Origin of the sequence: Actinosynnema sp. NPDC023794 (assembly GCF_040639675.1) — a bacterium.
GTDB classification, from domain to species: domain Bacteria; phylum Actinomycetota; class Actinomycetes; order Mycobacteriales; family Pseudonocardiaceae; genus Actinosynnema; species Actinosynnema luteola.
The window spans coordinates 1-11,830 of record NZ_JBFAFR010000051.1 but is presented as its reverse complement, the minus strand read 5'-3'; the positions used below and the strand labels follow the sequence as shown (position 1 = coordinate 11,830).

Sequence of the window (11,830 nt, the reverse complement as noted above, 5' to 3'; positions counted from 1 at the left end):
GCTTCGGGGAAGCGGCTGACGTGGAACTCGCCCATCATGGGCACCCCGTCCCGGCTCGGCACTCGTCTGTCCACCCGGACCGGCTTGGTGTCATCGCGGACGGTGCCCATCGGCATTTGTCCCACCAGCTGTGGGCCGGGACCGTAGACGTGCGGCGAAAGCATGTGCGTTCCTGAACTCCCTGCCACAGCGCGGTGCGTACCGGCATCGGATGGAACCGGCTGCCCACCGCGCTGTTCGGCGCCTCGGGGGCGACGTGTTGGCGGCGGTTGACCGAGTGGCACGAGGCCGGCCTGTGGCAGCGGTTGCACGAGCGGCTGCTCGCCGAGCTGCGCATTGTGGGCCTGCTGGACCTGTCCGCCGCGCTGGTCGACTCCACCCACCTGCGTGCCCTCAAAGGGGGGAGCACACGGGGCCGAGCCCGGTCGACCGACGCAAGCCCGGCTCCAAGCACCATCTGATCACCGACGCCACCGGCATCCCCCTGGCCGTGACGCTGACCGGCGGCCACCGCAACGACGTCACCCGGCAGATCCCGTTGATCGACGCCTTGCCGCAGATCCGTGGCGTGGTCGGCAAGCCCAGGCGACGCCCGCGTCGGCTCTACGCCGACCGAGGCTACGACCACGACAAGTACCGCCGCCTGGTCCGCGCCCGCGGCATCACCCCGGTCATCGCCCGGCGCGACGTCGACCACGGCTCCGGTCTGGGCAAGGTCCGCCGGCCGGTCGAACGCACCTTCGCCTGGATCAAGGGCTTCCGCCGACTTCGCGTCCGCACCGAACGCCGATCCGACGTCCATCAGGCGATGCTCAGCCTGGCCTGCTCGATCATCTGCCTGCGCAAACTCATTCTGAACTGATCAGTTAGGGCGTCGTGACGTCGAGGTAGTCGATGTTCGCCAGGCCGCCGGTCGTGGTTGGGCTGAGCCGGATCGTGTTAGTGCCCACGGCGAGCGAGAAGGTCACCGTCCTGGTGCCCCACGCGCTCCACGCCCCGGTCCCCGGGAACGACACCGTCTGCACCGTCGACCCGTTCACCACCAGATCAACCGGCCGATCGATGGTAGTCCCGTTGGCAAACCGCACGCTCGCCGTCGCCGTCCCCGCCGTGCTCGCATTGGCAGTGAACTGCACGTAGGCACCGACAGCACCGTCGCCGTTGCAGAACCCGCTGCCGGAGTAGCCCGACCAGTTGGCATCGATCGTGCCGGAGCACACCGCAGGCGAGGTCTCCGCCTCATAGCGGGTAACCGAGCCACCGCCGCTCGGCTGCTCGAAGGCACCGATGTCCGGGGCGCCGTTGGAGAGCGGGTTCCCCTCATAGTCACGGCCGCCGTTGCCCACGATGCTAATGCCGGCGTTGACCGCCGGGGAGCCTGCGGCGATCTTGAGCTCGTACGCGGCGGCCAGAGCGGGACCCGTGGCGGGCGTGCCCGGGGGCGCGTCGATCGGGGCGGACACGAACCGCGGGTTCGCCACGACGGCCCTGGAGTCTTCGCTGGGGACGCTCAGGGTCGCTCCACCGTAGACGTTGTGGCTGTACGTCGTGGTGGAGCTGGTCGAGAGGGTGGCGTTCGCCCTGGTCGAGTAGAAGATGTTGTTGCTGAGGGCATACCTGGAACTCAGGTACTTGCCGTAGCCGTAGACCAGGTAGGTGCTGGCGTCGTTGTAGAGGGTGTTGTTGTAGATCTGCGCCCTGGCGGCGGCGTCGGAGTGCAGGTAGATCTGGTAGCGGGTGTTGCCGGCGATGACGTTGTAGCGCAGCACGACGTCGCCGAAGGAGAACTGGCACAGCAGGATGCCGTCGCCGTTGCCGTGGACGTAGTTGTACTGCACGACCTGGCCGGTGGTGCCCTTGTCGGCGTCGATGCCGTTGGAGTCGGCACCGCCCGCCTTCTTCGTGGTGCCGAAGGCCTCGTTGAACTGGATCGTGACGTTGTCGGCGAAGTACGTCTCGATGCCGGAGGTGCCGGTCTTCTCCACGACGTTGCGTTCGATCAGACCGCCGCGCACGTCGGTGAGGTAGATGCCATTGCAGCCGTACGCCGTGCCCGCCTGGGTGATGTAGTTGTTGCGGATCGTGAAGTTGGTGTGCGGCTTGAACTTCGGGTCCGTGGAGCTGGCGCGGTTGCCCCATCCGGTCGCGACCGCGCCCTGACTCGAACCCGTGTACTGCTTGACGGAGATGCCCGCGAACGACGTGTTGGAGATCTTCGAGTTTTGGATCGTCACGTCGTTGAGGATGGTCGGCGTGCTCGGCGGCGCAGCGGGGTTCGGCACGGTGGTGTCGAAGACGATCCCGCCGGTCTTCTTCGACGCGTCCCAGCCGGTCTGGAAGGTGATGCCCGGCTTGTTGTCGGACGTGTCGCCGCCGATCCAGTTCACGTTGCCGGTGACGTCGTGAACGTCGACCGAGTCGATGACGAACCCGTCGAGGGTCTGGCTGTTGTCGCCGCTGACGTGAATGCCGCGGAAGTCCCCGAGGTTGGCCCCCGGGGTGCCGGTCGGCGGGGCGGTGTTGGTCACCTCGAGATTGCGGATCGCCCAGTGCTCCTGGTTGAACAGGCGGACCGCGTCGCCGACCCTGCCGGCGCCGTTGATCCGGGGCTTGGCGCCGCTGCCGTAGGAGTCGATCACGATGGGCGAACCGGCTGCACCGGAGCCCTTCGGCCACAGCTGTCCGGTCCAGGTGCCGCCGGCCTTGAGCAGGATGCGGTCACCTGCGCCGAAGGTCTTCGCGTTGATCTTGCTGAGGCTCTTCCACGGCTGGGACTGGTCGAGGCCTGTGTTGGTGTCGACGCCACTGACGGAGTCCACGTAGTACGTCGTGTCGGCTGCCTGGGCGGAAGCCGCAACCCCACCGACAGTGCCGGCCACGAGAACGGTGACCGCGACTGCGGCCCTGCCCACGAAGCGGGGAATGGACGTGAAGCGGGAAGAACGATGGCGGAAGGGGGGTGCAGGAAACATGTGCGTGCTCCTGAGGAAGATGATCGTGCTCAGAAAACGTATTCCAACACGGCGCGAGGCGGCAGAAGGTTCCCGCACCCTCAGATCGCGTCCGGCGGGGGCAGCGAAGTCACAGTTGAATCTCGACAGGTCGTTTGGGGTAGCCCGGCGGCATGCGACTCCTGCACTCCGTCGGCGGTGTCCGGGTTCGCTCCGCCGACATACATCCGCGGCACCACGGTCCGATTCGGAAGATCCCCGACAGACCCGGCGATCGAGGTGTGCAGGGTATCTCCGGGTACCTCGGGCAGGTACGTCGGGATGGTGACCTGTGCGGCCCAAGTCGCCACCGGTGCGTCCACCGGGCGTTGCGACCGTTGCGGCAGATCGAAGTCGGGCACGAGCACGAATCAGACGCTAGGGCTCGTGCCCGCGCCTTGGAATGCAGGGATCGACTGCCAACCTGGACGATTCTCTGATCCTGACTACACTTGCGCGATGCGCCTGCGCGACGGCTTCCCCGGCCAGAGACTGCACGTGCTGCCTCGACTTCTCGTCAACCAGGCACGGCAGCGCAAGCCGACCTCACGCATGCTCGTCACCGACGCCGGATACTTCCCGCATGCGGCGATGCACGGCCGCTCTCGGCCGGCAGGCGCCGGCGAAACCATTGTGATCATGTGCGCGGACGGCGGCGGCTCGTGCGAACTTGCGGGGTTCAAGCACGACGTTGGCCCGAACGAGGTGCTGATCATTCCCGCGGGGGTGCCCCACAGCTACTACGCCGCCGCGGCCGAGCCGTGGTCGATCTGGTGGTTGCACATCACCGGTGATGACGTCCCCGACCTCCTTGCCGCCATAGGCCTCACGGTTGCCGCGCCGAAGGCCCCGATCGCCGACCCTGTGCGAGCCTTCGCGTTCGTGGAGAGCATCTGCGATGACCTGGCGCACGACGAGACTGCCGCGAGCCTCACCTCGGCCGCCGGCGCGGCGTGGCACCTGCTCGCCCAACTTGCCGCCGAACGCGACATGCGGTGGGTTGCCCGAGAACCCATCGCCCGCGTACAGGACCACCTCCGCGCGCATCTCGCAGCGCCCGTCAAGGTGCCCGCGCTCGCTGCCCTGGCCGGGTACAGCACCTCGTACTTCTCCGCCCGGTTCCGCGCGGTGACCGGCTTCTCCGTCACCGAGTACGTCAAGCGCCTGCGGATGGCCCTGGCACGTCAGCTGCTCATCACGAGCGACCGCAGCGTGACCGAGATCGCCGCCGCCGTCGGCTATCCCGATCCCTTCTACTTCTCCCGTCACTTCACCGCCGTCAACGGCATCAACCCGCGCGAGTTCCGCCGTCGTGCCAAGGAGGAGAACCCTCCTCGTCCACCTGGATGATCGTAAGTTGGTGTTGACACTCTTCAGAGCACGGGGCTACCTTCCCACTCCCCGTTGTTAAAGCGTTTACACGCGACCTTCGAGTGGAGTGCTCGTGCCCCAGCCTCCTCGCCACACCCGACTCAGCCGACGCCGCTTCCTCACCAGTTCGGCGCTGGTGGCCGCCGGCGCGTTGCTGCTCGGAGCCTGCAACGCCAGCACGGAGTCCGGCGACGGCAAGACCGTCCTGACCATCATGTACAAGAACAACGAGCTGACGAAGGAGCAGATCGCCGACTTCGAGGCCAAGAACCCCGATATCAAGATCAGCTTCATCGAGCACGACGGCACGCGGCTCAACGCGATGCTCGCCTCGAACGAGCCGCCGGACCTCGTCCGCGCGCCGGCCGTCGGGAGCGCGCGGACCAACGCGCAGGGGCTGGCCACCGATCTGGACCCGTACCTGGCCAAGAGCAGCGTGTTGAAGAAGGAGCACCTGCTGCCGGTCAACGACAGCTTCCGGTGGGACGGCAAGCGGATCGGCCACGGCCCGTACTACGGGATCATCAAGGACTGGAGCCAGGACGCGACGCTCTGGTACAACCGGGCACTGTTCGAGGAGGCCGGGATCCCGCCGCTGAGCACCATCGAGCCGATCTCCTACGACGAGCTGTTGGAGATCGCGACGAAGCTGACGAAGAAGAGCGGCGGCAAGACCGAGGCCTACGGCCTCGGCGTGGAGTGGGCCTGGAACCTGTTCGCGCCGATCTCGACGATGATCCTCCAGCAGGGCGGCGAGGTGTACAACACTGACCTGACCGAGACCGACATGACCACACCGCAGGCCCTGCGGGCGCTGAAGTGGTACGTCGACTTCGCCAAGGCCGGCGTCGGTCCCACCTCGCTCGACCCGGCTCCGGACGGTGCCGACCTGTCGCTCTTCCTCGCCAAGCGGATGGCGATCACCCAGGACGGTTACTGGTACGGCGGCAACTTCGTGAAGGAGTCGGACGAGATCAAGGCCAACATCGCGATGGCTCCCGCGCCGGTGATGGGCGACAAGCGGATCAGTCCGACGTACGCGGGCTGGGGCGCCTACATCCCCGCGAAGGCCAAGCACAAGGACGAGGCCTGGAGGTTCATGGAGTACTTCATGGCCGGGCCGCCGTCGGAGGATCGGGCCAAGAGCGGTTGGGGCATTCCGGCACTGGAGTCGCAGCTCTCGTTCATGCCACAGGAGCTGCCGTACCAGAAGCAGGTCTTCGGGACGCAGCAGGCCGAGTTGCAGTACGCCGGGCAACTGCCCGACTCCCCGTACATCGGCGGCGCCACCGCCTGGGACCCCGTGCTCGACAAGCACCTTCAGCGGGCCATCAAGAACGAAGTCACCGTCGAGGCCGCCGGCAAGGCGATCACCGATGAGATCAACGAGCTGTTGCGGCAAGGCAAGGACCAGATCGGCTAGTGGCCGCCACTGCAACGGAAGGGGTGAGGCGCGGCGGGAAACGCTGGCAACGGTACTCCAGCCGGACGTTCTACCTGTTCGTCTCACCCTGGGTGCTCGGCTTCGTGTTGCTCACCGCGCTGCCGCTCGGCTACGCGTTCGCGATCAGCCTGACCAACTTCAACGGCACCAGCTCACAATGGCGCTGGGTGGGCCTGCGCAACTACGTCGAGTTCCTGTCCGACACGGATGCCATCACCAGCCTGGTCCGCACCCTCGCGTTCACCGCGATCGCGGTGCCGATCATGGTGGCCGGCGGGCTCGGTCTGGCGGTGCTGCTCAACCGGCGGCTGAAGCTGGTCGGCCTGTTCCGGACGGTCTTCTTCCTGCCCTCGGTCGTCCCGGTGGTCGCCGCGGCCATCATGTGGAAGCTGATCTTCAACCGGGACGCCGGCATCCTCAACGCCATCCTCGAGAAGATCAGCATCGGTCCGATCGCCTGGCTGGTCGACCCGAACGCGTTCTACGCGCTGATCATCCTCATCCTGTGGGGACTTGGCGGCGGGATGGTGATCATGCTCGCCGCCCTGCAGGGCGTACCCGCCGAACTGGAGGAGGCGGCGGTCCTCGACGGCGCCAACCGCTGGCACGTGCTCCGCCACATCACCGTGCCGATGATCTCACCGGTCATCTTCTTCCAAGTGGTGACCGGCATCATCTTCACCTTCCAGATCGTCATTCAACCGCTGCTGCTGGCCCACTCGCGAGAGGTCGGCCAGGTGACCCACGTGCCGCAGAGCACCCACCTGTACATGGTGCAGGTCTACGAGGAGTACTTCGCCAACAATCGCTACGGCTATGGCTCCGCGATGCTGTGGGTGTTCTTCGTGATCATCCTGATCGTCACGCTCATCATGCTGCGGTCCAGTCGGCTGTGGGTGCACTACGAGGTCGACAGCGAGGCCGAACGATGACCGTCACGCGGACCACCGCGACCACGCCCGCCACCAGCACACCGCCGGCGGCGCAGTCCCGGCGCCCACGGCGTCGGCGCAACGCGGCGGGCACCTACCTGCTCCTCATGACGCTCGCGGTGCTGTTCGCCGGCCCGTTCCTCTGGCTTGTGCTTGCCGCGTTGAAGACCAAGGCGGAATGGGTTTCCATCCCGACGAAGATCCTGCCGGAGACGCCCCAGTGGGGGAACTTCGTCCAGGCTCTCACCGGGATCAACTTTCCGGCGCACCTGGGGAACTCGCTGTTCCTGTCGTTCATGTTCGCGACCATCGTGACTTTCTCCAGCGCGGCGGTCGGGTTCGGCTTCGCCCGCCTGCGTGGGCGCGGCAAGCGCCCGCTGTTCGTGCTGGTGCTGGCCACCATGATGCTGCCGCAGATCCTCACCCTGATCCCGACCTACGTGCTGTTCGCCCGGGTGGGACTGGTCAACACGTACTGGCCATGGGTGATGTGGGCCCTCGCGGCGTCGCCGTTCTTCGTGTTCTTGTTCCGCCAGTTCTTCGCCGCCATCCCGGCCGAACTGGAGGAGGCGGCGATCATCGACGGTTGCGGGTACGGCAGGATCTTCCTGCAGATCTTCCTGCCGCTGTCCCGGCCCGTGCTGTTGACCTCCTTCCTGCTCTCGTTCACCTGGACCTGGGGCGATTACATCGCGCCGGCCCTGTTCCTCGACCCCGATCAGACCACGCTGTCGGTGGCGATCGCCGCGTTCTACCTCGACCCCCATGGGAACCCCGACGCCACGGTGCAGGCGGCCGCCGCCGCCATGTACGTGGTGCCCGTCCTGGTGATCTTCCTGTTCGCTCAGCGCTACTTCATCCGCGGCGTTGTCAGTTCGGGCGTGAAGGGGTGATGCACGACATGCCTGGCGAGTTGGCTGCGCAGGCCGAATAGCGGCCGCACGGGACGAAAGCGGAATTTCGCGAGAACGCCGGGGTCCTGGGATCAGATGCGTGGAACCAGGTCCGCCGGGTCGCCCGTCAGGCGCCGGTGAAGGCGGGCTTGTGTGCGTTCAGCCACTGCTGGAACGTCTGCAGTTGCGGGTTCAGGTCGCGGACGACGTCGAGGTCGCGGACCTCGTTGAACTGCGGTACTTCCGCGTAGAACTGGAACATGTTCCCCGTCTCGGCCGCGGCGGGGAACGGCTGCGCCCGCATCGCGTCGAAGGGCACCGGCACGTACGCCACCTCTTCACCCAGGGTCGCGCTGAGCTGCTCGGCCATCTGCTTGCCGGTCAGGTGCTCGCCGGCGATGGACACGGTGCGGCCCACGAGGTCACGGCCGCGGAGGAAGATGCCGTAGGCGGTCTTGCCGATGTCTTCGGCGGCGATGCCGGCGAGCGGACTGTCGGCCATCGGCATGGCCAGCACGAGCCGGCCGTCGTCGCCCCGTCGCGGCGCCATCGGGCCGAGCAGGTTCTCCCAGAAGAACGTGGTCTGCAGGAAGGTGCTCGGCACCCCGGCATCGGTGAAGAACCGGTTGGCCTCGGCCTTGGCATCGAAGTGCGGCACCTTGTAGCCACCCATCAGCGTCGGCATGCGCTCGTCGTCGAGCGGGATGAAGTCGCGGGTGTCCTCCAGCGTCGACCAGATCACGTGGGCCACGCCGGCGGCCTTGGCGGCCCGAGCCATGGTTGCCGCCTGCTGCTTCTCCCGCTCGGGTGACATGTGCTCCCAGAAGTTGGTCACCAGGAACGCTCCATGCGCCCCGTCGAACGCCTCCGTCATGCTCCGTTCGTCGCCGATGTCGGCCTGCGCCACCTCGGCGCCCAGGGCCGTGAGCCCGCGTGCGGCGTCCGAGTCGGGACGGCGGGTCAGCGCGCGTACCGTGAACCCCACCACCGGCGTCCGCCAGGACCGCCCTGTCCAGCCCGCCGCCCTGGGCGCCGGTCGCGCCGACCACCGCGATCACCTTCTTCTCCGCCACGGCCCTCTCCTTCTTGTCGGGTCAGCGGCGACACACGTCGCATGACATATCATCTATCGTCGCGCCCGAAACCGCGCGACGTTTCAGATGATGTGTCATGCACGTTAGGCACAGGTGCATGACATGTCAAGCACTCGGGTAAACTCGGTGCGCATGGGCGACACACCCGCGTGGCTGAGCCCCGCCGAGCAGCACGCCTGGCGTGCCTTCATCCGCCTGAACCAGAAGCTCCGGGCAACGCTGGAACGCGACCTGAAGGCGTACAAACTGTCCGGCGCCGACTTCCAGATCCTCGTCGCCCTCACCGACACCCCCGACGGTCGGCAACGATTCCAGGACCTCGCCAACACCATCGAGTGGGAACAGAGCCGCCTGTCTCACCAGATCGCCAGGATGATCAAACGCGGCCTGGTGGCCCGGGAGGAATACGCCGAGGACGGACGCGGTGCCCTCGTCGCCATCACACCGGCCGGCCGCAAAACCATCGAGGCCGCCGCACCCCACCATGTAGCCGCGGTCCGCCGCCTGGTCGTCGACGCCCTCGGCCCGGATGAACTCGCCACCCTCGCACGGCTCTCCAACCGCATCCTCGAACAACTGGACAACGTGCCACCGTGACCCTCATCGCGGTCCTCACACCGGTGGCACCCGCCGTCGTCGACCGGGTCGTTCTCACCGGCGTCCGCGCCGGTCAGTCCCCGTGCGGGCCCATGGCGTTGAGCGCCGCGACAACCTGCTCGTAGTCACCGCGAGCCTCGGCATACCGCAGGAACTTGACCCGTTCCACCTGAATTTCCCTCGCCTCGGGCTGGGCCTCGATGATGCTCATGACCTCCGCGATGTAGGCATCGAGCGGTACAGCTTGCGGGCTGTCCGCCTGACCGGGCATCAGGTCGGTCTGAACCCACGGGGGTTCGAGTTCGGCCACTCGCACCGACGTGTCGGCGAGTTGGAGCCGCAGTGACTCGCTGAGCATGTGGATGGCGGCCTTGGACGCGTTGTAGCTCGGCGTCATCTTCAGCGGAACGAACGCGAGTCCGGAGGAGACGGTCATGATGGTGGCGTCGGGCCGGGTCCGCAGGTGCTCGACGAAGGCGGCGATCAGGCGGATCGGGCCGAGGAGGTTGGTCGTCACGATCCGCTCGGCCGAGTCGAGGAACGTCTCGGGCCGGTGCCAGTCCTCCACGTTCATGATCCCGGCCATGGTGATCAGCACGTTGAGCCCGGGGTGGCGGGTGAGCACGTCCTCGGCCGCGGACTGGACGCTCTCCGGGTCGGCGGTGTCGATGCGGACGGTGTCGACGCCGGGGTGGTCACGAGCGATCCTGTCGAGCAGTCCGGTGCGCCGGCCGCCGACGATCACGGTGTTGCCGCGCTCCCGCAGGGCGAGGGCGAGCGCCAGGCCGATGCCGCTGGTGGCGCCGGGGATGAAGACGGTGTTCCCGGTGATGTCCATGCCAAGACTTTCGCGCTGAAGCCCCGACGCGCGGCAGAGATCACTTATCGGGGGATCGGCGATCCCTGGCTCGCGTGAGCCGGAACCGGATACTGGCGGCTATGGATCAAGCGGAGCTTGCGGCCTTCCTACGCCGTCGCCGGGAGGACCTGCGTCCGGAGGACGTCGGGTTGCCGGCGGGCGCGCGCAGGCGGGCGCCGGGGCTGCGGCGGGAGGAGGTCGCGGCGCTGGCGGCGATGTCCACGGACTACTACACGCGGTTGGAGCAGCGGCGAGGTCCCCGACCGAGCGAGCAGATGCTGGCCGCGCTGGCACGCGCCCTGCGGCTGACCGACGACGAGCGGGACTACCTGTTCCGGGTGGCCGGCCGCAACGCCCCGTCGCCGCAGGTGACCGCCACGCACGTCGCGCCCGCGTTGCAACGGGTGCTGGACCGGCTGTCGGACACGCCCGCGCTGGTCCTGTCGAGCCTCGGTGAGGTGCTGGTGCAGAACCGGTTGGCCGAGGCGTTGTACGGCGACAGCTCCCGTTACACCGGGCCGGCCCGCAGCTGGACCTACCGCTGGTTCATCGACCCCGACGCGCGCCTGGTCTACCCGGAGCGCGACCGCGACCGGCACAGCCGGGCGCAGGCGGCCAACCTGCGCGCCGCGTACGGGACGTGGGGCCCGCGATCGCGTGCCGGTGAGCTGGTGTGCGTGCTGCGTCGGGAGAGCGCCGAGTTCGCGGTGCTGTGGGAACGGCACGAGGTCGCGAAGCGGTTCGTGGATCACAAGGTGGTCGTGCACCCGCAGCTTGGGGAGATCGAGGTGGACTGCCAGGTGTTGTTCACCGAGGACCAGTCGCAGGTGCTGCTGGTGCTGACCGCGCCGCCGCGAACGGAGGCGTTCGAGAAGCTGCAACTGCTCGGCGTGCTGGGCACCGAGACGTTCGGTGACCCTCAGCGGGCCGGTCTCTCCGCCGGCCAGGCCGGCGAGAGCGGGTACCGGTAGCCGATCGCCGCGCGGCCGGCGTCGAACAGCTCGATGTGCACACGCTGGTCCGGCACTCCGGCCGCGACGAGTTCGGGACCACCGTGTGGGCCACACGTGAGGCGGCTCGACAGGCGGTGTCCGCCCTCTCGGCTACTACAAACCACCACCGTCTACATTCGACTACCGCACCTCACACGAGGTCCGTCTCGACTATCGTCAAGGTCTCGCCCTCGTGGTCATGAATCCGGTGTCCAGTCTTCGGGGACAACCTCCAATGCCGGGTAGTTAAGGATTTCCCCGGATCTTTCGTTGCTGTCGACGATGATTCCGGCCGCCTGGACGACCTGGTCGCGGACGGCGTGCAGGGCGGTGGTGAACCCGCAGCGGTCCGGGTCGGTGCCGGGCCGGGACTCCGCGGCGTCGACCATGACGGTGCGCAGGAGTTGGTAAAGACTGAGCAGGGACCACATCTCCTGTTCGAGCCCGGCCGGGTCGCCCGAGCGCAGGACGCGTCCGGCGGTGATCGTGTGGCGCAGGGCGTAGTACGCCGATTCGTGTCCCACCGCTGGTGGTAGAGGGCGACCAGGGTGGTGGCCGGGTGGCGGCGGGCGTCGGTCAGGGTCGTGACCAGCCGGTAGGTCCCGGTGAACGTGGTCCCGCCCTTCACGGTCACGGTGATCCGCGCGTCGACGACCCG

At 67.5% G+C, this 11,830-nt stretch carries 11 protein-coding genes and 1 pseudogene; 7 read left to right on the top strand and 5 right to left on the bottom strand.

Annotation, left to right across the window (positions count from 1 at the left end):
- Positions 1–194 precede the first annotated feature (194 nt).
- A pseudogene (locus AB0H12_RS42930) lies at positions 195–862 on the top strand (IS5 family transposase); the annotation flags it as partial.
- Between the two features lie 4 nt (positions 863–866).
- On the opposite strand, the gene AB0H12_RS42925 reads toward AB0H12_RS42930, so the two are convergent.
- Together AB0H12_RS42925 and AB0H12_RS42920 are read right to left on the bottom strand one after the other, a co-directional pair.
- Entirely contained in the window at positions 867–3,050 is a 2,184-nt protein-coding gene (locus AB0H12_RS42925) for a carbohydrate-binding protein (protein ID WP_499631827.1), read from the bottom strand.
- 2 nt (positions 3,051–3,052) lie between these two features.
- Positions 3,053–3,358 (bottom strand): hypothetical protein, encoded by a 306-nt coding sequence (locus AB0H12_RS42920; RefSeq protein WP_499631824.1) that lies wholly within the window; start codon positions 3,356–3,358, stop codon positions 3,053–3,055.
- Positions 3,359–3,449: 91 nt separating this feature from the next.
- On the opposite strand from AB0H12_RS42920, the gene AB0H12_RS42915 reads away from it, so the two are divergent.
- The 4 genes from AB0H12_RS42915 to AB0H12_RS42900 all read left to right on the top strand — a co-directional run bounded on the left by AB0H12_RS42915 (position 3,450) and on the right by AB0H12_RS42900 (position 7,630).
- Entirely contained in the window at positions 3,450–4,340 is an 891-nt protein-coding gene (locus tag AB0H12_RS42915) for an AraC family transcriptional regulator (RefSeq protein ID WP_499631821.1), read from the top strand.
- 94 nt (positions 4,341–4,434) lie between these two features.
- On the top strand, positions 4,435–5,784 hold the full coding sequence (locus AB0H12_RS42910) for an ABC transporter substrate-binding protein (RefSeq protein WP_499631819.1): 1,350 nt from the start codon (positions 4,435–4,437) through the stop codon (positions 5,782–5,784).
- Positions 5,785–5,807: 23 nt separating this feature from the next.
- Positions 5,808–6,737, top strand: coding sequence for a carbohydrate ABC transporter permease (locus AB0H12_RS42905; RefSeq protein WP_499631816.1), 930 nt, complete (start codon positions 5,808–5,810; stop codon positions 6,735–6,737).
- Between the two features lie 107 nt (positions 6,738–6,844).
- Entirely contained in the window at positions 6,845–7,630 is a 786-nt protein-coding gene (locus AB0H12_RS42900; protein WP_499631813.1) for a carbohydrate ABC transporter permease, read from the top strand.
- A gap of 127 nt (positions 7,631–7,757) precedes the next feature.
- On the opposite strand, the gene AB0H12_RS42895 is transcribed toward AB0H12_RS42900, so the two are convergent.
- Positions 7,758–8,615 (bottom strand): NmrA/HSCARG family protein, encoded by an 858-nt coding sequence (locus tag AB0H12_RS42895; protein WP_499631810.1) that lies wholly within the window; start codon positions 8,613–8,615, stop codon positions 7,758–7,760.
- A gap of 241 nt (positions 8,616–8,856) precedes the next feature.
- Between AB0H12_RS42895 and AB0H12_RS42890 the strand changes: the two genes are divergently transcribed.
- Positions 8,857–9,321, top strand: a complete 465-nt coding sequence (locus AB0H12_RS42890; RefSeq protein ID WP_499631807.1) for a MarR family winged helix-turn-helix transcriptional regulator — start codon at positions 8,857–8,859, stop codon at positions 9,319–9,321.
- Positions 9,322–9,394: 73 nt separating this feature from the next.
- On the opposite strand, the gene AB0H12_RS42885 is transcribed toward AB0H12_RS42890, so the two are convergent.
- Positions 9,395–10,159, bottom strand: coding sequence for an SDR family oxidoreductase (locus AB0H12_RS42885; RefSeq protein WP_499631804.1), 765 nt, complete (start codon positions 10,157–10,159; stop codon positions 9,395–9,397).
- A gap of 101 nt (positions 10,160–10,260) precedes the next feature.
- Between AB0H12_RS42885 and AB0H12_RS42880 the strand changes: the two genes are divergently transcribed.
- Positions 10,261–11,151: a helix-turn-helix transcriptional regulator gene (locus AB0H12_RS42880; RefSeq protein WP_499631801.1), complete on the top strand. Its 891-nt coding sequence runs from the start codon at positions 10,261–10,263 to the stop codon at positions 11,149–11,151.
- Between the two features lie 218 nt (positions 11,152–11,369).
- On the opposite strand, the gene AB0H12_RS42875 is transcribed toward AB0H12_RS42880, so the two are convergent.
- The gene (locus AB0H12_RS42875) at positions 11,370–11,696 is read right to left on the bottom strand and encodes a hypothetical protein (protein WP_499631798.1); all 327 of its coding nucleotides are present in this window, start codon (positions 11,694–11,696) and stop codon (positions 11,370–11,372) included.
- Positions 11,697–11,830 lie beyond the last annotated feature (134 nt).

Bases quoted from the DNA above. Each gene is read 5' to 3' on its own strand.
- AB0H12_RS42915 (WP_499631821.1), top strand. From the start codon at position 3,450: ATGCGCCTGCGCGACGGCTTCCCCGGCCAGAGACTGCACGTGCTGCCT.
- AB0H12_RS42900 (WP_499631813.1), top strand. From the start codon at position 6,845: ATGACGCTCGCGGTGCTGTTCGCCGGCCCGTTCCTCTGGCTTGTGCTT.
- AB0H12_RS42890 (WP_499631807.1), top strand. From the start codon at position 8,857: ATGGGCGACACACCCGCGTGGCTGAGCCCCGCCGAGCAGCACGCCTGG.
- AB0H12_RS42885 (WP_499631804.1), bottom strand. From the start codon at position 10,159: ATGGACATCACCGGGAACACCGTCTTCATCCCCGGCGCCACCAGCGGC.
- AB0H12_RS42880 (WP_499631801.1), top strand. From the start codon at position 10,261: ATGGATCAAGCGGAGCTTGCGGCCTTCCTACGCCGTCGCCGGGAGGAC.